The organism is Cobetia sp. Ld8 (assembly GCF_045066615.1).
Classification (GTDB): domain Bacteria; phylum Pseudomonadota; class Gammaproteobacteria; order Pseudomonadales; family Halomonadaceae; genus Cobetia; species Cobetia amphilecti.
Genome location: NZ_JBISHF010000008.1, coordinates 108400 through 129699, shown reverse-complemented (window position 1 = coordinate 129699; position 21300 = coordinate 108400). Strand labels below are relative to the sequence as shown.

Annotated in this window: 19 protein-coding genes and 1 tRNA gene; 14 read left to right on the top strand and 6 right to left on the bottom strand. The window is 62.4% G+C overall.

Annotated features, from left to right (window positions below):
- The first annotated feature begins 411 nt into the window (after window positions 1-411).
- Window positions 412-2082 (top strand): MFS transporter, encoded by a 1671-nt coding sequence (locus ACJJV2_RS11495; protein ID WP_405280972.1) that lies wholly within the window; start codon window positions 412-414, stop codon window positions 2080-2082.
- Between the two features lie 175 nt (window positions 2083-2257).
- Here ACJJV2_RS11495 and ACJJV2_RS11490 read toward each other — a convergent pair whose 3' ends face one another.
- Complete coding sequence (locus ACJJV2_RS11490) at window positions 2258-3325, bottom strand: Bug family tripartite tricarboxylate transporter substrate binding protein (protein ID WP_405280969.1); 1068 nt, start codon at window positions 3323-3325, stop codon at window positions 2258-2260.
- Window positions 3326-3660: 335 nt separating this feature from the next.
- On the opposite strand from ACJJV2_RS11490, the gene ACJJV2_RS11485 reads away from it, so the two are divergent.
- A complete protein-coding gene (locus ACJJV2_RS11485; protein ID WP_405280966.1) occupies window positions 3661-4701 on the top strand; it encodes an adenosine deaminase in 1041 nt (346 codons plus the stop codon).
- Between the two features lie 158 nt (window positions 4702-4859).
- Window positions 4860-4933, top strand: a tRNA-Gly gene (locus ACJJV2_RS11480).
- 79 nt (window positions 4934-5012) lie between these two features.
- Here the strand turns inward: ACJJV2_RS11480 and ACJJV2_RS11475 are convergent.
- Window positions 5013-5732 carry a hypothetical protein gene (locus ACJJV2_RS11475; protein WP_405280963.1) on the bottom strand — a complete coding sequence of 240 codons (720 nt, stop codon included), beginning with the start codon at window positions 5730-5732 and terminating at the stop codon, window positions 5013-5015.
- Between the two features lie 99 nt (window positions 5733-5831).
- The gene (locus tag ACJJV2_RS11470) at window positions 5832-6284 is read right to left on the bottom strand and encodes an HIT family protein (RefSeq protein ID WP_405280960.1); all 453 of its coding nucleotides are present in this window, start codon (window positions 6282-6284) and stop codon (window positions 5832-5834) included.
- Between the two features lie 336 nt (window positions 6285-6620).
- Here ACJJV2_RS11470 and ACJJV2_RS11465 point away from each other — a divergent pair, with 336 nt between their 5' ends.
- Entirely contained in the window at window positions 6621-7259 is a 639-nt protein-coding gene (locus ACJJV2_RS11465; RefSeq protein WP_405280957.1) for a LysE family translocator, read from the top strand.
- Between the two features lie 108 nt (window positions 7260-7367).
- On the opposite strand, the gene ACJJV2_RS11460 is transcribed toward ACJJV2_RS11465, so the two are convergent.
- Complete coding sequence (locus ACJJV2_RS11460; RefSeq protein ID WP_405280954.1) at window positions 7368-8366, bottom strand: TRAP transporter substrate-binding protein; 999 nt, start codon at window positions 8364-8366, stop codon at window positions 7368-7370.
- 168 nt (window positions 8367-8534) lie between these two features.
- Window positions 8535-9548 (bottom strand): TRAP transporter substrate-binding protein DctP, encoded by a 1014-nt coding sequence (dctP, locus tag ACJJV2_RS11455; RefSeq protein WP_405280951.1) that lies wholly within the window; start codon window positions 9546-9548, stop codon window positions 8535-8537.
- Between the two features lie 322 nt (window positions 9549-9870).
- On the opposite strand from dctP, the gene ACJJV2_RS11450 reads away from it, so the two are divergent.
- Entirely contained in the window at window positions 9871-10464 is a 594-nt protein-coding gene (locus ACJJV2_RS11450; protein WP_082388794.1) for a Yip1 family protein, read from the top strand.
- 181 nt (window positions 10465-10645) lie between these two features.
- Entirely contained in the window at window positions 10646-11602 is a 957-nt protein-coding gene (locus ACJJV2_RS11445; RefSeq protein WP_192837907.1) for a sugar-binding transcriptional regulator, read from the top strand.
- Window positions 11603-12103: 501 nt separating this feature from the next.
- On the opposite strand, the gene ACJJV2_RS11440 is transcribed toward ACJJV2_RS11445, so the two are convergent.
- Window positions 12104-12283 (bottom strand): hypothetical protein, encoded by a 180-nt coding sequence (locus ACJJV2_RS11440; RefSeq protein WP_405280947.1) that lies wholly within the window; start codon window positions 12281-12283, stop codon window positions 12104-12106.
- A gap of 173 nt (window positions 12284-12456) precedes the next feature.
- On the opposite strand from ACJJV2_RS11440, the gene ACJJV2_RS11435 reads away from it, so the two are divergent.
- From ACJJV2_RS11435 to xylB, 8 genes are all read left to right on the top strand, one after another.
- Window positions 12457-13800: a sugar ABC transporter substrate-binding protein gene (locus ACJJV2_RS11435; RefSeq protein ID WP_107335189.1), complete on the top strand. Its 1344-nt coding sequence runs from the start codon at window positions 12457-12459 to the stop codon at window positions 13798-13800.
- 233 nt (window positions 13801-14033) lie between these two features.
- Window positions 14034-14921, top strand: a complete 888-nt coding sequence (locus tag ACJJV2_RS11430; RefSeq protein WP_043334545.1) for a carbohydrate ABC transporter permease — start codon at window positions 14034-14036, stop codon at window positions 14919-14921.
- A gap of 31 nt (window positions 14922-14952) precedes the next feature.
- Complete coding sequence (locus ACJJV2_RS11425; protein WP_405280942.1) at window positions 14953-15837, top strand: carbohydrate ABC transporter permease; 885 nt, start codon at window positions 14953-14955, stop codon at window positions 15835-15837.
- A 221-nt stretch (window positions 15838-16058) separates the two neighbouring features.
- Entirely contained in the window at window positions 16059-17306 is a 1248-nt protein-coding gene (locus ACJJV2_RS11420; protein ID WP_054556774.1) for an ABC transporter ATP-binding protein, read from the top strand.
- 56 nt (window positions 17307-17362) lie between these two features.
- A complete protein-coding gene (locus tag ACJJV2_RS11415) occupies window positions 17363-18073 on the top strand; it encodes an HAD family phosphatase (protein ID WP_249330508.1) in 711 nt (236 codons plus the stop codon).
- Window positions 18074-18094: 21 nt separating this feature from the next.
- A complete protein-coding gene (locus tag ACJJV2_RS11410) occupies window positions 18095-18940 on the top strand; it encodes an L-iditol 2-dehydrogenase (protein WP_153635406.1) in 846 nt (281 codons plus the stop codon).
- A gap of 59 nt (window positions 18941-18999) precedes the next feature.
- Window positions 19000-19701, top strand: coding sequence for a nucleoside/nucleotide kinase family protein (locus ACJJV2_RS11405; protein WP_324692034.1), 702 nt, complete (start codon window positions 19000-19002; stop codon window positions 19699-19701).
- Window positions 19702-19725: 24 nt separating this feature from the next.
- Window positions 19726-21243 carry a xylulokinase gene (gene xylB, locus ACJJV2_RS11400; protein WP_405280936.1) on the top strand — a complete coding sequence of 506 codons (1518 nt, stop codon included), beginning with the start codon at window positions 19726-19728 and terminating at the stop codon, window positions 21241-21243.
- Window positions 21244-21300 lie beyond the last annotated feature (57 nt).

Genomic DNA, 21300 nt, shown 5'->3' with positions numbered 1-21300 from the left:
CGCAAGATACCCATTCGTCGCACCGACCTTGGTCGAAAGGCATATTTGCGCACCTTTGCGGTGCATTTTTGTGAATGATCCGGCTGGATGTCGTGTCGGAATCTGGCGGTTTCCGACGCTCTCTTGCTTCTCTCTTGTTCCTCTCTCGCTGCTATCTCGCTGCTATCTCGCTGCTCTTGCTTGCCTCCCTCGCACCTCTCACAGCAGGCCTGAGCGGGGCGCTTGCGTCGCCTGCGTGAGCTGTGCGTTCACGGGCGTCATGGCTTGCTTGTCGTGTTTGAAACGTTATGCGGCGTTGCAGCAGAAGCGTGGCCATTGGGCTTTGGTCTAGCGTGTAGCCGGTGGCCAGACTGCGTGCTGACCGGGTGCCATCGGCAATCGTGCTAGGGGACAGGGGAGGGGAGAAGACTCATGGCCAAGGTGTTGGGCAGTGTGTGGGCGTTGTTGCTGGGTATCGTGCTGATCATGCTCGGCAATGGCATGCACTTCACGCTGATCGGTCTGCGTGGCGGCATCGAGGGCTTCTCCTCGGCGGAGCTGGCGATCGTCACCTCGGGCTACTTCGTGGGCTTTCTCTCCGGCGCGCGCTATACGCCAGTGCTGATCCAGCGAGTCGGGCATGTGCGGGTGTTCGCGGCGCTGGGCAGCTTCATTTCGGCGGCCTTGATCGCCTTGCCACTGCTGACCGAACCCTGGGCCTGGACGTTGCTGCGCCTGCTGATCGGCTTCTGCATGTCGGGCATCTATGTCACGGCGGAAAGCTGGCTGAATGCGGCTGCCAGCAACGAGACGCGCGGCAAGGTGCTGTCGGCCTACATGATGGCGCAGACGTTGGGCATCATCGGCGCGCAGGGCCTGTTGACGCTGGGCGACGCCGCGACCTCGGTGCTGTTCATCTGTGCCTCCATCCTGGTATCGATCTCCTTCGGGCCGATTCTGCTGTCGGCGGCCGTGGCCCCGGTGGTCGAGGTGTCGCGCGCCATGTCGTTCGCGAAACTGTTCAAGGCGTCACCGCTGGGTGCCATCGGCATCTTCCTGCTCGGCAGTGTCTATGCGACCCAGTCGGGGATGGGCGCGGTCTTCGGCACCCAGGTGGGCCTGTCGGGCTCACATATCGCTCTGTTCATCGCCATGCTGTTCGCCGGTGCGCTGGTGTTGCAGACCCCGATCGGCTGGCTGTCGGACCGCATGGACCGCCGCGTGCTCATCTGCGGCCTGTCCGCCGCCGGGGCAGGCTCATGTCTGTTCGGCTGGATGGCGGGCGATGCGCTGTGGCCGTTGATCGCCTCGGCCTTCTTTGCCGGGGGCGTGACCACACCGCTGTATGCGCTGCTGCTGGCCTTCACCAATGATTCGCTGTCGGCCGAGGAGATGCCGGGCGCTTCAGGCGGGCTGGTGTTCGCCTTCGGGCTGGGCGCCATCGTCGGGCCGCTGGCGGCAGGTGGCGCGATGGAGGTGATGGACCCCTACGCCTTCTGGCTGGTGCTGGCGACCACCTTCGTGGCCATCTCGCTGTATGCGCTCTATCAGATCACCCAGCGCGAGATGGTGCCGGTCGAGGAGACCGACAGTTACCTCAACATACTGCCGACGGCGTCACCGATGGCGGTCGAGGTGGCGGTGGAGTGGGCGCATGAACACGCCGAGGATGAGCAGCTGGCCGCCGAGGCCGCCGAGGCGGCGGCGCAGGAAGAGGCCTTCGAGGTCGCGCTGGAAGAAGCCTTCGAGGAGGCATTGGAAGAGGCGCTGGATGAGGCGTTCGAGGCCAACGTCGCACCACTGGAGGAGGCGGAGCTGGTGGAGCCGGACCACGAGTACGTGGCAGAGCCGCTGCTCGAGGCTGACGCTGACACGGAAATCGCGTTCGAGACGGAGCGGTTATCCGAGCTGTTGCCGGGAGCGGAGCTGGCAACTGAGACAGAAGCAGCGCCGGAAACAGAGCATCGGTCACAGACAGATTCAGGCGCTGCGACAGATACAGACTCGGACTCAGAGTCGTACGAAGAGCGCGACCCGCAATCGCCCTATCAGTTTGATTCCGAACATCAGCCGCCCAAGGGGCCGTGGCCCTCCATGCCCTGAGGTCGTTGAAGAGAACCAGCCAGTAGCCAAAAGCCGCCACCCCGGCAAACGGGGTGGCGGCTTTTTTGGGGCTGCCATGAGCTTTTGCCAGTCTTGAGCATTTGCCGGGCGAGCGCGCGCTCAGGGCTCAAGGGCCTCAGGGCTTAAGGGAGTCAGTACCTCAGGCTTCAGTTGATCACTGCAGGCCCAGCTCCTGCGACATCTGCTCGACATCGCTGACCTGCTGGGTGATGAAGCGATCCAACGCCTTGCCGGACTTGTGGAACGGCATCAGGCCGTTGTCCTGCATCACCTGCTGCCACTCAGGCGTCTCGGCCATGCGGTTGAGGGTCTGCTCCCACCAGTCGAAGGCGGCATCCGATGCGCCACCTGGCAGGTAGAAGCCGCGCCAGTTGGGTGCGACCACATCGATCCCCTGCTCACGCGCGGTGGGGATGTCGCTGTACTGGCCGGGCAGACGTTCTTCACTGAACACTGCCAGCAGGCGCAGATGGCCGGATTCGACGAAGCCGCGGGCCTCGGTCATGTCGCCGGTGAAGGCTTCCAGGTGGCCGCCCATCACCTGGGTGATGGCGACGGAGCCGGAGTCGTAGGCGAGATATGGCAGGGCGCGCAGGTTGTCGATGCCCGCCTCACGCGCCGCCATCAGCACCTTGAGGTGATCAAACCCGCCCGCGACATCGCCACCGGCGAAGCGCACCGCCTTGGGGTCTGCCTGCATGGCGGCCAGCAGCTCGTTCAGCGATTGATAGGGCGAGTCCTTGGCCACGGCAATCACGCCGTAGTCGGCGCCGAGGGTCATCAGCCAGCGTACGTCATCGACCTTGCCGTCCTGATAGGCATGCTGGCCCAGGCGGGTGGTGGTCGCGCTCGAGGCGGCGACGATGACCTGCTCATCGGCGTGGCGCTTGGACTTCACATGCGCGAAGGCGACGCCACCGCTGGCACCGGGCACGTTGAGGGTCTGCATGCCGGCAGGGATGAGGTTCTGCTCATCCAGCAGGCGGGCCACGCTACGACAGGTGAAATCCCAGCCACCGCCGGGCTTGGCGGGCGCGATGCACTCCGTCTTGCCCTGCGGGGCGAAGTCGGTCTTATCGTTCTGCTCCTCTTGGGCGGCGTTGGCGCTCAAGGGTGCCAGCAGGCCTAGGCTGAGCAGCAGCGCAGCGGGCAGGGCGCCAGTGCGCTGTCGAGCATGCTTTCTGCGTGAGAAGGGATGGCGGGCAGGGGATATGGCGTGCATGGCAATCGTGTCCTTGGTGTTCAGCATCGATCGTTATGGTTATGTCAGTCAGCGCGGCATGGGGCTGGGCGTTGCTGGCTGTCGCACGCTCATGACTGTTGTGGTGAGCTTGTGTCGTGAACCTGTGTCGTGAGCTTGCGAGAGTGCGAATGAACGAAAATAGCCTATTTCGGCGAGTCGCGAAAAGGCACGGCAGGCGGGTATCGCGTAGAGAAATCGCATTTCCCGCGCCGTCTCTCCTCAAGGTGGTCTCGGGATTGCTAGAATTGCGCCACCAGGCTGTGGTGAGCGCTCCGCGATCTTCCAGCCGCCGCCTTTCATTGAGGAGACGGGCCATGACCCTTACCCCGCGCATGCACGACTTTCTCGCTCGCCTGCCCAAGGTGGAGCTGCACCTGCACATCGAAGGCTCGCTGACGCCGGCCTTGATGTTCGAGCTGGCGGCGGAGCAGGGCATCACATTGCCCTACGCCACCCTGGAAGAGGTCGAGGCGGCCTATGACTTCGCGGATCTGCCTGCCTTCCTCGCGCTCTATTATCAGGGCATGGGCGTCTTGAATGACGAGTCACACTTCTACCGCCTGGCGCAGGATTACTTCCGCCGTGCGAGCGCCGATGGCGTCAAGCATCTGGAGCTGTTCTTCGATCCGCAGGCGCATCTGGCGCGTGGCGTGAGTCTGGAAACCCAGTTCGCGGGGCTGGAGCGCGCCTGTCGTGAGGCGGTGAAGGAATTCGATATCACCTCGGCGCTGGTGCCGAGCTTCCTGCGTTGTCATTCGGCGGCGTCTGCGCGCGAGCTGTTCGACGCACTGATTCCTTTCGAGTCACGCTTCGTGGGTGTCGGCCTGGACAGCGCCGAGATCGGCAATCCGCCGGAGAAGTTCACCGAGGTCTTCACGCTTGCGGGGGAGCGCGGCTGGCATCGTGTCGCTCACGCTGGTGAGGAAGGCCCGGCAGAGTACATCCGCACGGCGCTTGAGGTGCTGGGGGTGGAGCGTATCGACCACGGTGTGCGCTGCCTGGAAGATGCCGCCCTGGTCGCGGAATTGGCCGAGCGGCGTATCCCGCTGACGGTGTGCCCGTTGTCCAATGTCGCGCTCAAGGTGGTGGAGCGCATGGAAGACCACCCGCTGCCGAAGCTGATCGATGCGGGCCTCAATATCACCCTCAACTCGGATGACCCGGCCTATTTCGGCGGCGGCATGCTCGACAACTTCATCGCCGTGCAGCAAGCGCTGAATCTCAGCGAGGCGCAGTGGCTTACCCTGTGCCGCAACGCCATCGACGCCGCCTTCCCGCAGCGTGCCGAAGGCCTCGGCATGAGTGACGCCCGCCGTGGCGTGCTGCTGGCGCAACTCGATAGCTGCGCTGGCTGAGAATTATCACCGGCGCTTGAATACTGAATGCAATCAACGGCTTGGCCACCAACATCGCCAGCACGACGCCGCCTGCGGCAACCGCTCCATCAGATGTTGCTTGACCGCGCTAAGTCGTTGAGTACAATGCAGTTCTGGCGTGCGCAATGCACCGCCCTGCGGGTGTAGCTCAATGGTAGAGCAGAAGCTTCCCAAGCTTAAGACGAGGGTTCGATTCCCTTCACCCGCTCCAGATTCTTCAAAAAAGCCTCCCGAATGGGAGGCTTTTTTGTATGTTTAAAAATACTATAGATAGACAGGTTGTATGTTTTTTAATTTTTTTCATGCTGGCTTGTAAGGCTTTTTATTTCAATATATCTCGATTCCGATATGTAGCCAGAATCCCTAAGTAAAGGCGCTATAGTTATAAGTCGATTGTTGTAATAGGCTATTGTTGGAGAATTTTTGTCAGGATGTTTTGCTTTATGTTCTTTGAGTATGTCAAACATGTTGTTAACTATTTCATTTAGTGAGTATACATAGGACCAAACAAAAGACCCTTCACTCTGGGCAACTTCTATAAACTTGATATAACTATCACTTGCCTCTAAAGGTCCATTGGTTCTTTGTGCTTCCATACACATATGGAATATCTGTAGTTTATTCAGGGAGCCTTCTGGTGATACTACCCGAAAAAGCAAATCTGTTAATTGCTTTTCTCCATTGGAAAGCACTGTAAAGGTTTCATTATCTAATCTTTGTTCTTGAGCTAGCTCTAAGTTTTTAGCTGCTGTATCTGAAGCTGCAGAAAGATGCTCTACAGAAGATTTAAATTCTTTTATTTGAGTGTTTAATGTTTGGTATAGCATAAGGATTGCTAAAAATGCTATAATTGGGTTTAAGATTCCTCCAAAAAAGGTTCCAAAATGTGCCCAAGTAGTTTGTTGATCAGATAAGTTTGTGCCAAAGCAAACAACATAAATTGCTGGGGTGATAAATAATGATGCTCCTCCTAACATCAAAACGATTCTTGATGTGCTAATACTATTCAATGTATGTACTCCATCAGAGGGGGTAATGTTTTTCCGCTATTAAGTATCGCGGATGGAAGTTATGGTTTCTATGATTTAAATTAAAATCTAGAGATTTTATCAATTGCGAACTATCTCCTCCGCCAGTTCAGCGAGCTGCACATCGTCCCCGCGAGGGCCGTCGGCGCTGACGACGTAGCCATCGTATTCGGTCATGTAGTACTTCATCTTGGAGTTTCTGGCCTGCCATTCGCCTGGCTGGGTGCCATGTAGCGGGATGAGTTTGGCGTGCAGGTGGTTGACGCCGTAGCCCTCGAAGATGATGGCGGTGCGTGCTATCCCGAAGTAGGCGTCGAGCTTGCGCGCCACGCCGCGCGTGAAGCGCATCAGGCCGAGAATCACCTCATCGTCTTGTTCATACACGCAGCTGCCAAGGTGGCGTTTGGGGATGACGACCGTGTTGCCCGGAGTAGAGGGGAAGATGGAGAGAAAGGCCAGGAAGTGCTCATCTTCGGCCACGACTTGGCTTTGACTGTGGCCTGCAACGATCTGACAAAACACGCAGTCACTCATGGTTCTTCCCTGGTAGTTAAGTGTCGCCAGATTCGTCCTGAATCTGGGGCAGAGTTCTGTGATCAGAGCTTTTGTAAGCAGGGCCCTTGTGAATAGCGCCCTTGTAAAGAGAACTTGGCAGCCTCCTTGTATGAGTGAAGTGTGATGGAGTCTGGTTGTCAATGCCTGGCAGCCCCCGCAGAAATGGTTATCGGCAGCAACAACATGCTCAAAGAGGGGAGCGGCTGTCTTGCCGAGCCGATCGGAGCGAAAAGTGTTGCTGACGTGGCGGAGAGCCGCGATATTGGCAGGTCACCTTTCAGCAGTTCGTCACTCGTTGAACGACAAGGAACCCCAGTGGAACTCACCGTCTGGCTGGCATATGTCAGCGTCATCACCGCCTTGATCACCTTTCCCGGACCGTTTGCGTTGCTGTGCATGGATCATGGCCTGCGCCACGGCCGACGCCGCTCGTTCGCGACGGTGGCGGGCGGGGCGGCGGCGTCACTGGTGTTGATGGCCTTGTCGTCGCTGGGCCTCGGCGCGGCATTGGCGGCGTCGGAGACGGGGTTTCTGGTGCTGAAGATCGTCGGGGCGCTCTATCTCATCTATCTGGGCATTCAGGCCTGGCGGGCGCCATCCCAGCCGGTGGTGTTCGATGCCGTGGGGGAAGACGGGCAGATGCGCGCCCGAGCCACGCGTTGGCAGCTATATCGCAAGGGCTTCGGTATCGGGATCAGCAACCCGAAGGACCTGCTGTTCTTCGGCGCGCTGTTTCCCAATTTCATCGACATGGCCCAGCCGCAGCTGCCCCAGTTCGTGATACTGGCGCTGACCTGGCTGGTGGTGGACCTGCTGACGATGAGCACCTACGCCCATGCGGGTTCCAGCATCAGCCGCTGGTTTGATAGCCACCGGCGCGTGCGGCTGTTCAATCGCACCACGGGCAGTCTGTTCGTCGTGGCCGGCGCGGGGCTGGCGGCGTCGCATCGTTGAGCCGAGCCCCGCTCTATTGCACAAGACGTGAAGCCCATGAAAACGACAACGGCACCCGAGGGTGCCGTTGTCGTGTCTGGAGCCTGACGATCATCAGTGCTTTCGGGCTCAGCGCTCAGGACGTGATTCGAGATATTGGGTCAGCAGTTCGCGATCTTCACTGGTGACCTTCTGCTTCCAGCTTTCCACCACATGCTGGCTGGCTTCCTCGAGGGCATCCTGCAACTCAGGCGGGGCCGGGGTGATCAGCTTCGCGCCGTTCTTCTGCAGGATGGTGTAGGCCTCGTCCAGCACGCTGTGGGTGGCCGTCCAGCCGGCAGACTCGGCGGCATGCGCGGCATCGATCAACGCTTGCTGCTGCGCCTCTGTCAGGTCGTCGAAGCTATCGCGATTCATGTGGATGATATTGAGCGGCATCGCGTAGTTGAGCGTGGTGAAGTGGGGCATGTAGCGGTAGAGCTCTGCACTGACACCGCCCATCGCGGAGGTCAGCGCGCCGTGGATGCTGCCACTGGGCAGCAGGGGTTTGAGCTCTCCCCAGCTCATCACCTGAGGCGCCGCGCCCAGATTGAGCAGCACCCGCTGCGTGTTGCGGTCGTAGGTGCGGATCGGCATGTCCTTCAGGTCATCACCGTCAGCGATGGGCGCTTTCGACCACAGGCCGCTGGGCGTCCACGGCAGGGCATACAGCAGGATCTGATTGTATTCGGCGAGCAGTTCCTCGTAGCGCGGCTTCGCGACCACGTACAGGCGGTGAGCTTCATCGAGGTCGTAGGCGATCGCCGGCAGCGAGGAGATGCCGAAGAAGGGGGCTTCCTCGGCGAGCGCGCCACTGAGTGTCGCGGCGATGTCGATGACACCGCCGGCGGTGGCCTGCAGGTGACTGGCGGAGCGAATGTCCGAGCGCAGCGCCAGCGTCAGGTCACCTTCGGACTGGCTGGCGACCTGCTGGCTGAATTCGGCAGCGCGTTGGCCCATCATCGTGTCGGGCTCGTAATCGCTGCTCATGCTGAGGGTCGTCTGAGCGTGCGCGCTGAGTGCGCCGATCAGGCCTGCCGCTGCCAGGCCAGCGGACAACAGGGTGGAGATACGTGAAGAAGGCGTCATGGGGAATCCTTTCTTTTTGTCTTTGACCTTTGCCCGCTAGGGTAGTGCATGCCTGCGTTTATGCTCAGCTGCAGGGTGACGTCGCGCATTTTCCCTGCGCTGTCGGGAGAGGTTGCCGCGTGGGGTGGCCGTCATGGCCAAGGTCGGTGGCGTGGGCGCGCGCCTGACTCAGAGGGCATCGCGTTGTGCGAGATAGCGATCCAGCAGTTCGCTTTCCTCAAGGTCAACCTTGCTGCGCCAGCTCTCGATCACGCTGACACTGGCGCGTGCCAGTGAGCGCTTGAGTTCGGGCGAGAGCGGATTGCTGACCGTCACGCCGGCCTCTTCCAGCTGGGCATGGGTCTGCTCCAGGACGCTGGCGATAGCGTTCCAGCTGGTGTCTTCGATCTCGGTCGCGGCGCTGAGAAGGGCCTCGCGCTGGGTGTCGTCGAGCGCTTCGAAGCGTGACCGGCTCATGTGAACGATATTGAGCGGCATGGCGTATTGCAGCGCGGTGTAGTGATCCAGTGTGCGGTTTAGCTCCGCCGTCAGGCCGCCCAGGGCCGAGGTCATCACCGCCTCGATACGGCCTTCGGCCAGCTGCTGCTGCATCGGCTCCCAGCCCAGCACGGTGGCGATGGCGCCAAGGTTTAGCAGTACGCGCTGGGTATTGCGGTCGTAGGCCCGCACGGGCACGCCCCGAAGGTCATCGCGTGTGGTGATCGGCTTGCGCGACCACAGCCCGCTGGGCGGCCAGGGCAGGGCGTAGAGCAGAATCTGGTCATGCTCTTCCAGCAGCGCTTCATAGCTGGGGCGCGCCAGGCGGTAGAGTTCGCGCGCCTGATGCGGGTCATCGACCAGGGTCGGCAGCGAGCTGAGGCCGAACAGCGGCATATCGGCGGCCAGCGCGCCGCTGTGGGAGTCGGCCAGCTGGATGATGTCGGCATTGATGGCCTCGAGGTGATTCACCGAGCGCAGCCGACTCAGCGGGCCTTCTCCGAAGGTGATCGCGAGCTCGCCCTCGCTGAGCGATGCCACCTGATCGACGAACTGCTGGGCGCGCTGGCCCATCATGGTCTGGGGGCCGTATTCGCGGCTCATGGTCAGCTCGACAGGCTCCGCCTGGGCGGGCGCGCCCAGGGTGGCAAGGCTCAGTACCAGGCTCACGCCGAGCGCTCTCTTGATACCGAACATTCTCTTCATGTCGTGCACTCCCTGCATGACAAGCACTGCCTTCATGCCGCTACGCTGTCCGATTGGCATTCGTCGTCATCCATCCATAGGGGGTAAATCAAGTATCCCTCAAAAGTGCAGGGCGTGCTGTCGCTGTCTCGATCAACGCTTCCCCGGTTGGCCTGTTTCACGCCTGCACCGGCACGATTCGGCAGGGGCAACGGGCGTTGAACTGCCAGTTGGCGCAATGTGGTCTACGCTCAGAACATGGCTGTGCAACTGCCCTGACACGAACTCTGCGCCGGGACCGCATGGCCGGATTGTCGACGACTGTCAACGGGAGGTAGACCACATGCTGACCCACGTATGGGGCTTGATGGCGCATCCGCAACGGGAATGGCAGACCATCCGCAAGGAACACGAATCCATCACCCACCTCTACGCACATCATGTGCTGCTCATGGCGCTGGTGCCTGTCATCTGTGCCTATATCGGGACCACGCAGTTCGGTTGGAGCCTGACGGAAGGCCACGCCATTCTTCTGGAGCCACTGGATGCCTTCTTCGCCGGTATCGCGTTCTATATCGCCATATTGACAGCGATCGGCTTCATGGGCACTGTCATTCACATGCTCTCGCAGCGTTTCTCGGGGCACCCCAGCCGCCGGCGTTGCATCATCTTCGCGGGCTATGTCGCCACGCCGATGTTCCTCGCGGGGCTGGTCGCGCTCTATCCCGTCATCTGGGTGTGTATCCTCGCGGGCACCATTGGCCTGTGTTACAGCGCATACCTGCTGTATCTGGGCATCCCGCCACTGCTCGACATCTCCAACAAGGAAGGCTTCCTCGTCACCGGGTCGACACTGGGGATCGGGGTGCTGGTTCTCGAGGGCCTGCTGGCGGTCACCGTGCTGCTGTGGGGGTATGGCGCACGCTGGTTCATGTAGTCCTTCGCAGCACGTAGGCGTCAGTCTGCTGATGCCATCGGCGCGAAAAAGCGTCTCTGCAACGCCTCGCCTTCATCGGCGGGGCGTTGTCGTTTTGCGCGCGGGTTGGCGCGTGGCACTTGTGCTCGGTGGCGGCGGCGTGGAAAGTGTTGGACTCAATCGACAGTGTGGAAGAAAGCGCATGGACAAGTTTGAACAGCGACTGGAGCAGGCTGCGCGGGCTGCATGGTTGTCATATGTCGGTGGACGGACCCAGGACGACATCGCGGTTCAGCTGGGGGTGTCGCGCCCCGGCGTGCAGCGCCTGCTGTCGTTGGCGCGTCAGGAGCGGCTGGTCAAGATCTCCATCGATCATCCCGTGGCCAGCAGCATGGCGCTGTCGGATACGCTGGTGGAGCACTTCGGGCTGAGCTTCTGCGATGTGGTGCCCTCTGACACCCAGTCACCGGAGAGCATCGCGGAGTATCTGGCGGTGGCGGGTGCCGAGCGCCTGGCGTTCTATCTCGGTCGCCAGCAGCCACAGACCATCTCGCTGAGCACCGGGCGTGCGGTACGTGCGGCGGTGGAAGCGCTGAGTCGCAGCGAGCGCCCCCAGCATCGCATCGTGTCACTGGTCGGCAATGTGGCGCTGGATGGCTCCTCCAACCGCTATGACGGCGTGATGCTGCTGGCGGACAAGATCGGCGCTGATCGCTTCCTGCTGCCCGCGCCCGTGGTGGCGGCCAGCATCGAGGAGAAGGAGTCGCTGCAGGGGCAGAATCTGGTCAAGGCGGTGTTCAAGGTCGCCTGTGAGGCCGATGTGGGCATGATCGGCATCGGGCGCCTCGATGCCCAGGCGACGCTGTTCCAGGATCAGTTCATCAGCGCCGCCGAGCGCGATGAGCTGATGGAAGTCGGTGCCGTGGGCGAGTTGATGGGCTGGCCGCTGGACACCCATGGCCGGCTGATCGATTGCCCGCTGGCGCAGCGCATTACCAGTGTGCCGCTGACCTCGCTCAAGGCGCAGCCGCTGATCGGGCTGGCGGGCGGGCACGACAAGGTGCCGGCCATCCTGAGTGCGTTGCGCGGTGGTTGGCTGCAGGGGCTGATCATCGACGAGGTGGCCGCCCAGCGGGTCTGCGCGGCCCTCAGGGAGTGAGCAGAGAACTGCCGTCTTCGTATGATTTCTCCGAGATGTCTGCAGCCTATTAGTTTTCTGCTGATGGCTTGCGCTTGACGATCGGCTCCCGATGACAGGCTCTCGTAGATACACGTCGCACAAGGCGCTGAGCGAGTCATCGGGAGCAGGGCGGGGCGCATGGCTCCATGCCTTGCTCCTGGTGTCGTTCTTTGTGTCGTTATCGTTGTCGGTGTTCAGGATTGTCGTTGCCCGCGCGATGCCCAGGCGTTCCCGTTACCTTCCCGCCGCTATTGCTCTGCTATTTCTCCGTCACTCCTTCGCCATTCCTTCCCCATTCCTTCGCCATTCCCCCGCGACACCTGCGTTTTTTCTTGCCCTTTGCTCTCTCTTTGCTCTCTCTTGGTTCGCTATTTGTCCTCTCTTTATTTTCTCTTCGTTATCCCATCCTCGCGTCGGAGGCACGACTTTTAGGGCGAACACTGACTTCTCTTGTCTGACAATCGAATGTGTTTGTTCGCCTCAATGATAAGGAATCGGGGCGGCAATCGTGGTCTGCGTTGTTTCGTTTAACGCTAATATCTGTCTATGCTGATTTGCACGCAAGCTCAGTGGCCATGCCGCCTTGTGGTCTACACCCAAAGGATCAGATCCCAAGGTTGTATAGCCCAAGGTATAGCGCTTCAGGGTTTGCTTTTTCATAGGTCTGATCCGATCATTTGTTCAATGAATGACGTTTTGATCGAACGTGTTTGCGTCGCGATGTCTCGCCAGGACATCCGTTCACCAAGCCGGTTGATGGGAAGGTTTCGGTGCCCAAGGCGCCGCTGCCCTCGAAAAGAACAATGCCAATAACGCCCCGATGGAGTGCCCTCATGCGCCTACCTCACATCACCAAGTCCCGCCGTCATCTGCTCTCGCTCGCAAGTGTCGCTGCCCTGGCGCCGCTCAGCGCCCAGGTCAGCGCCGAGACCATCACCGTCGCGACCGTCAACAACGCCGACATGGTGGTCATGCAGAGCCTGACCAGCGAATTCGAGAAGGCGCATCCGGACATCACCCTCGACTGGGTGGTACTGGAAGAGAACGTGCTGCGTCAGCGTCTGACCACCGATGTGGCGACCCAGGGTGGCCAGTTCGATGTCATGACCATCGGCACCTATGAAGTGCCCATCTGGGCCAAGCATGGCTGGCTGACCAAGCTCGACAACCTGCCGGAGGACTATCAGGTCGATGACCTGATCAAGCCGGTGCGTGATGGTCTGAGCGTGACCGAAGGCGAGAAGAAGGGCCTCTACGCGCTGCCGTTCTATGGCGAAAGCTCCATGCTCTACTACCGCAAGGACCTCTTCGAACAGGCCGGTATCGAGATGCCGGAGCAGCCGACCTGGAGCCAGGTCAACGACTGGGCCGCCAAGCTCAACTCCGCGGATGAAGGCGTCTACGGCATCTGCCTGCGCGGCAAGCCGGGCTGGGGCGAGAACATGGCGGTGCTGGGCACCATGGTCAACAGCTTCGGCGGTCGCTGGTTCAATGAGGAGTGGGAGCCGCAGCTGGATTCCCCGGCCTGGAGCGAGGCCATCAACTTCTACGTCGACATGATGGGCAAGTACGGCCCGCCGGGCGCGACTTCCAACGGCTTCAACGAGAACCTGGCACTGTTCTCCAGCGGCAAGTGCGGCATGTGGGTCGATGCTACCTCGGCGGCCGGCAAGCTCTACAACCCGAAGGAATCTTCCGTGGCCGACAAGCTGGGTTTCGCGCCGGCACCGATCGCCAAGACGGAGAAGGGCTCGCATTGGCTGTGGTCCTGGGCGCTGGCGATTCCGGAATCCTCCAAGTCCAAGGATGCTGCCCAGACCTTCATCACCTGGGCCACTTCCCAGGAATACGTGAACCTGGTCGGCGAGCGTGAAGGTTGGGCCAGCATCCCGCCGGGCACCCGTGTCTCCACCTACGAGAACCAGTCCTACAAGGACGCCGCACCCTTCGCCGGCTTCGTGATGGACGCCATCACCAGTGCCGACCCGACCGATCCGACCCTGGAGCCGGTGCCCTATGTCGGCGTGCAGATGGTGACCATCCCGGAATTCCAGTCCATCGGTACCCAGGTGGGTCAGATGATCGCCGCGGCGCTGGCCGGCCAGATGTCGGTCGAGCAGGCACTGTCCTCCGCCCAGCGTTCCACCGAGCGCACCATGCGCCAGTCGGGCTACTGATCTGATCCAACCGGTCTGATCCCAACCGATCTGATCTGAACGTTGCAACGGCCTCCCGTCTTGCCTAGAGCCTCAACAGAGATTGACTCGAAGCACGGCGGGAGCCCCGTCCGGCACCCGCGGTACCCCCTTCCTCTCGAGACTCCTGCAACGCCCTCGCGGCGTGGCACGGGGAGCCTCGGCCTGAAGCCCACCGCATTGCCTGACTTCCTCACCGTATCGAAGGACTCACCATGCGCACGAGAGCATCCGGACGCACCGTCGGGGGATTGCGAACCCTGTCGTTGCAAGCCCCAGCCGTAAGCCTGTTGTTGATGTGGATGCTGGTACCACTGGTCATGACCCTGTGGTTCTCCTTCCAGCGTTACAACCTGATGATGCCGTCGGTGTCCGGCTTCGCCGGCGTCGACAACTATTACTACCTGCTGACCGACCCGTCCCTGTGGACCGCCATGGGCAACACCTTGCTGCTGGTGGGCTGGGTGCTGGTCGCCACCGTGGTCGGCGGCACGCTGCTGGCGGTATTGCTGCAGCAGGAATTCTTCGGCCGCGGCGTCGCGCGCCTGTTCGTGATCGCGCCGTTCTTCATCATGCCCACCGTGAGTGCCCTGGTGTGGAAGAACATGATGATGCACCCGGTCAACGGCATTCTGGCCTGGGTCGCCGGGCTGTTCGGTCTGCCGGCCATCGACTGGTTCGCCAGCCTGCCGCTGACCTCCATCGTGATCATCGTCACATGGCAGTGGCTGCCGTTCGCGGTGTTGATCCTGCTGACCGCCATTCAGTCACTTGATGACGACCAGGTCGAGGCGGCGCGCATGGACGGGGCAGGGCCGGTGGCGATCTTCTTCTACATCACCCTGCCGCACCTCAAGCGTGCCATCAGCGTGGTGGTGATGATCGAGATGATCTTCCTGCTGACCATCTTCGCCGAGATCTTCGTCACCACCTCCGGTGGTCCGGGGCTTGCCTCGACCAACCTGGCGTACCTGATCTATATCCGCGCCCTGCTGGACTTCGATGTGGGTGGTGCCTCCGCCGGTGGCGTGATCGCCATCATCCTGGCCAATATCGTGGCCTTCTTCCTGGTGCGTACCGTCGCCAAGAATCTCGAGAACTGATGACAAGCGCTCAGCACAGGGAGACTCAATGATGTCGACTTCAACTTCCAATTCCGTGGCCGCCGCCAGCGCTGCCGTCAGCGCCAGTCGCGCGCGCCGCAGCGTGATCAACAAGAAGCTTGTCCTGACCCTGGTGGCCTGGACCATCGCGCTGGTGATGTTCTTCCCGATCTTCTGGATGATCCTCACCAGCTTCAAGACCGAGGCCGAGGCGATCGCCACGCCGCCCAGCCTGTTCTTCACGCCCAGCGTCGAGGGCTATATCGAGATCCAGGCACGTGCGGACTACTTCAAGTACGCCCTCAACAGTGTGGTGATCTCGCTCGGGGCAACGCTGCTGGCGCTGCTGATCGCGATTCCGTCCGCCTACTCGATGGCCTTCCTGCCCACCAAGCGCACCCAGGGGACACTGCTGTGGATGCTGTCGACCAAGATGCTGCCGTCCGTGGGTGTGCTGCTGCCGGTCTACCTGATCTTCCGCGATCTGGGCCTGCTGGATAGCCGTACCGGTCTGATCATCATCTACATGCTGATGAACCTGCCGATCGTGGTCTGGATGCTCTACACCTTCTTCAAGGACATTCCCAAGGACATCCTCGAAGCCGGGCGCATGGATGGCGCCAGCACCCTGCAGGAGATCTTCCACCTGCTGCTGCCGCTGACCCTGCCGGGCATCGCCTCCACCGGTCTGCTGTGCATGATCCTGAGCTGGAACGAGGCGTTCTGGAGCCTGAACCTGACCACCTCCAACGCCGCACCGCTGACCGCCTACATCGCGTCCTTCTCCAGTCCTGAAGGACTGTTCTGGGCCAAGCTGTCCGCGGCTTCCACGCTCGCCATCGCGCCGATCCTGATCTTCGGCTGGATGACCCAGAAGCAGATGGTACGCGGCCTGACCTTCGGCGCCGTCAAGTAACCCGCGCCAGTCAGAGACACGCAAGACGCACACGCAAGACGCAAAAGCCACAGAGAGGTACGCCGCCTGCGTCACATTGGCTGATGAACATTGCCTGATGAACATTAACTGTTAGCGGATCAGCGCAGGCGGCCGAGAGCCACACGCATGTTGCACCCTTGCCATGCCACCCAAATTTGCCATCACCTGCCCTCGGGCAGGTGCGGATAAGGAAACTTCCCATGTCCACACTCACGCTCAAGAACATCGTCAAGGAATTCACCTCCGGCAGCGGCGCCAGCGCCTCCACCACCCAGGTCATCAAGGGAGTCGATCTGGAAGTGAAGGACCAGGAATTCGTGGTCTTCGTCGGCCCGTCCGGTTGCGGCAAGTCCACGCTGATGCGCATGATCGCCGGTCTCGAGAACGCGACCTCCGGTGACATCCTGATCGATGGCAAGCGCATGAACGATATCGGCCCGGCCGAGCGCGGCCTGGCGATGGTGTTCCAGAGCTACGCGCTCTATCCGCACATGACGGTGGGCGAGAACATGGGCTTCAGCCTCAAGCTCGCCGGCGTCTCCAAGGAAGAGCGCGCCGAGAAGGTCAACGCCGCCGCCGAGGTGCTGCAGCTCGGGCCGCTGCTGGACCGCAAGCCCAAGGCTCTCTCCGGTGGTCAGCGTCAGCGTGTTGCCATCGGTCGCGCCATCGTGCGCAACCCGAGCATCTTCCTGTTCGATGAGCCGCTCTCCAACCTGGACGCCGCGCTGCGGGTGCAGATGCGCATCGAGCTGGCGCGCCTGCATGCCGAGCTCAAGGCGACCATGATCTATGTGACCCACGACCAGGTCGAAGCCATGACCATGGCCGACAAGATCGTCGTGCTGCAGGGCGGCGTGGTTGAGCAGGTCGGCTCGCCGATGGAGCTCTACCATCACCCGCGCAACCGTTTCGTGGCCGGCTTCATCGGCTCGCCGAAGATGAATTTCCTCGACATCACCGTCACTGGCGTGGCCGGCGAGGGTGTCACGGTGCGCCTGCCCGACGGCAGCGAGCGCCTGATTCCGGTGGTGAGCCAGACCGAAGATGGCGCCTCGGTCATCGTCGGCGACAGCCTGACGCTGGGCGTGCGCCCCGAGCATCTGATGCTCGACGCGCAAGGCCCGTTCAGCGGCCAGGTTCAGGTCATCGAGCGTCTGGGCGGGGTGACCTCCCTGTACCTGGCGACTCCGGATGGTTCCGGCGACACGCCGATCGGCGGCCTCAAGTCCGACGAGCAGTCCGACAGCGGCTGGATCCTGATGGCGGATGGCGACGTCAACAGCCGCGTGGGTGACAGCATCCGCTACGGCTTCGATACCGAGCGGGCGCACCTCTTCACCCGTGAAGGGCTGGCGCTGCAGAATCTCAACCGTCACCCGCTGACCAGCCTGACGCGTCAGGACAATTCCCTGTCCAGTGCCAGCGCCGCACAGGAAGCCCGCGCATGAACCGCGCAGCCGCGAATCGGGAAGCCGGGGGTCTTGAGGCCAGAGAGGAGGACGAGATGAGTACACCCTTGCAGCAGGTGATCTTCGATTGTGATGGCGTGCTGGTGGACAGCGAAGTGCTGGCCGAGGAGGAGCTGTCGCGTCAGCTGGGTGAGTGGCTGCCGGATCTCGACACCGAGGCCGAGCTGCGCGCGGCGCTGGGCATGACCACTGAGGCCATCCTGGGCCATCTGGAGGCCATGAGCGCTCACACCCTGCCGCCGCAGGCGATGGAGCGCATCGACCACGCCATCGAGTCACGTCTGGCGAAGGAACTTGCGCCCATCAGCGGCATGGCGGAACTGCTTGGCGGGCTGTTGGCGAATGGCGTGGCCGTGGCGATCGTCTCCAACAGTGCCGAGCGGCGAGTGCGCGCCTCGCTGGCCGCTACCGGTCTGGATCGCTGGCTGGGCTCGGTGCCGCTCTTCACGGCCGAGCAGGTCGCGCGCCCCAAGCCCGCGCCGGACGTCTATCAGCTGGCACTGCGTCAGCTGGGACGTGATGCCCTGGAGTGCGTGGTGATCGAGGATAGCCTCGCCGGCGTCAGCGCGGCGGTCGCGGCCGGTCTGCGCGTGATCGGCTTCACCGGCGCTGGGCATATTCCGCCGGGCCACGCCCAGCGTCAGCTGGAGGCGGGTGCCTGGCAGAGCCGTGCAAGCATGGAGGAGGTCAGTGGTCTGATCAGTCAGCTGCGTATCGGTCAGGCCAGCGACCTGAGCGCCACATGAGCACCGTTAGGGGGTGACAACATGCAGACGCTATCCGAGTCGGCCAATAATAGTGAGCCGCTGACCTCGCCGCGCAGCGCCCGGCTCGCCGGCAAGGTGGCGGTGGTCACCGGCGCTGCGGGCGGTATCGGCCTGGCCATCGCCACCCGCTATGTCGCCGAAGGCGCCTATGTGGCGCTGGCGGACATCAATGGCGAGGCGGCGGAGCGCGCCGCCCAGCAGCTGCGCGAGCAGGCCGGGCCGCAGGCGCGCGTCCTGGCGGTGACGCTGGACGTGACGTCGAGCGTCTCACGTCAGAGCATGCTGGAATGCGTGCAGGCACAATTGGGGCCGATCGATATCCTGGTCAACAATGCCGCCGTCTTCGCCATGGCGCCGGTGCTGGAGGTCAGCGAGGGCATGCTGCGCCACCAGCTGGCGGTCAATGTCGAGGGCCTGTTCTTCACTCTGCAGGCGGTGGCCAGAACGATGGTCGAGCGCGGGCAGGGCGGCAAGATCATCAACATGGCCTCGCAGGCCGGACGACGCGGCGAGGCGCTGGTCAGCGCCTATTGTGCCTCCAAGGCCGCCGTGATCAGCCTGACCCAGTCCTGCGGGCTTGATCTCATCCGCCATGGCATCAATGTCAATGGCATCGCGCCGGGCGTGGTCGACACGCCGATGTGGGATCAGGTCGATGCGCTGTTCGCCCATCATGAACAGCGCCCGCTGGGCGAGAAGAAGCGCCTGGTCGGTGAGGCGGTACCCTATGGACGCATGGGGCTGCCGGATGACCACGCCGGCGCTGCGGTATTTCTGGCCTGTGAAGACAGCGATTTCGTCGTCGCCCAGACACTCAATGTCGACGGTGGCAACTGGATGAGCTAAGGATGAGAGACACCTTCCGTCCCGCTGCAAGGGTGCGCATCCATGAATGAGGTAGTCACGTGACATCTTTACCCGATTCTCGCCTGGCCCACATGTCGCCCTCGTTGGACGACATGGCCAGCCGTGTGCTGGCGGAACACGCCTCCAGTCAGCGCACACGTACCATCGTGGCCCTCGCCGGCCCGCCGGCGGCGGGCAAGTCGACGTTGTCGGAATCCCTATGCGAGACCCTCAATGCGCTGGAACCCGGCATCGCCGTGGTGGTGCCGATGGATGGCTATCACTACGACAACGCCGTGCTGGCGCCGCAGGGCCTGCTCTACGTCAAGGGCGCACCGGAGACCTTCGATGCGCGCGGGCTCTATCATGATCTCGTCAGGGTGCGCGCCGATGATGGCCCGGTCGCCGTGCCGGTCTTCGATCGCCCGCTGGACCTGGCACGTGCCGGTGGCCGAGTGGTCGAGACCCACCATCGCATCGTGCTGGTCGAGGGCAACTATCTGCTGCTGCGCCACGCGCCCTGGGACGCGCTGCTCGGCTTGTTCGACATCAGCATCTTTCTGGATATCGAGGATGAGGTGCTGGTGCCGCGCCTGCTGCACCGCTGGCGCGAGATGGGCCAGGATGCCCGCGGTGCCCACGAGCGCACCCATCACAAGGACATGCTCAACGCGCACCTGATCAAGCAGGACTCGCTCAACGCCGACTGGCGTTGGCGCCTCGCGAATGCCCCCATCGGCCCCGATGGGGAAGACAGCTGAATGACGGATGGCAGGGAGAGCCCCATGTGGGTAGGTGTTGATTGTGGGACTCAGAGTACCAAGGTGGTGATCGTCGATCCGGCCTGCGGCAGCATCGTGGCCCAGGGCCAGCGCAGTCATGCGCTGCAGGAAGGTGCCAACGGACGCCGCGAGCAGGATCCGCAGGACTGGGTGGCGGCGCTTGAGGGCGCCTTCGCTGATGCACTGGCCGCCTCGCGGCTGGACCCGCAGCGCATCACGGCAATCGGGGTGTCCGGTCAGCAGCATGGCATGGTGGTGCTGGATGCGGCCGGTGTGCCGCTCCATCCGGCCAAGCTGTGGTGTGACACCGAGACCAGCGAGCACAATGCTGCGCTGATCGATGCGCTGGGTGGAGAGGCGGGCTGTCTGGAGACGCTCGGCCTGGTGCTGCAGACCGGCTACACCGCCTCCAAGCTCGCCTGGCTGCGTGAGCGGCATCCCGAGCGCTACCAGCGCATCGCCAGCATCCTGCTGCCGCATGACTATCTCAACTTCTGGCTGACCGGCGAGCGTGTCGCCGAATACGGCGATGCCTCGGGCACCGGCTATTTCGATACCCGGCGGCGCTGCTGGCATCTGGATGTCTTCGCGCAGATCGCCCCGGAGCTTGATGCCCGGCGCGTGCTGCCCCGATTGATCGAATCCCATCAGCCGGCCGGGCGCATTCGCCCTGAGGTCGCCGCGCGCTTCGGGCTGCGTGACGACGTCATCGTCTCCAGCGGCGGCGGTGACAACATGATGAGCGCCATCGGTACCGGCAACATCGCGCCGGGACGGGTGACGCTCAGCATGGGCACCTCCGGCACGGTATGCGCGTGGTCGGCGGACTATCCAGCCGGCTGCGACCCTCAGGTGGCCAGTTTCAGCGCCAGCGATGGTGGCTGGCTGCCGCTGGTGTGCACCATGAATGTGACCTCGGCCACCACGCGGGTACGTGAGATGTTCGGCTTCGACATCGCCACCTTCTCCGCCCAGGTGGCAAGTGCCCCGCGCGGAGCCGAGGGCGTGCAGGTGCTGCCGTTCTTCAATGGCGAGCGCGTGCCGATGCTGCCGCGTGCCCAGGCCAGTTTCCATGGGCTGGACAGTCGCAATGCCACCCCGGCCAACCTGTGCCGCGCGACCATGGAAGGCGCAAGTTACGGCCTGCGCTACGCACTCGAGTGCATGGGGCCGCTGGGCAGTGAGGCGCGCCAGATCCGCCTGGTGGGCGGTGGCGCCAAAAGTCCGCTGTGGCGTCAGATGCTGGCGGACATTCTCGGCCTCGAGGTGGTCTGCCCGCAGGTGACCGAGGCCGCCGCCCTGGGCGCCGCGATTCAGGCGGGCTGGTGTCTGGGACAGTCAGGCGATGAAGGAAAGGGCCGCCACAGCGAGACGCTTGAGCAACTCTGCGAGCGGCTGGTCGCGCTGGATCATGCGACACTCGCCCAGCCCCAGGCCGAAGGAGTGGCCGCCTACCGCAAGGGCTACGCCGATTACCGCGCGCTGCTGGCCAGCGAGCACAGCATTGCCGCCGGCGGCTGAGCACGTTGTCAGAGCTCAATACATCAGCATGTCACGCCAAACACATCGCCCCCGTCG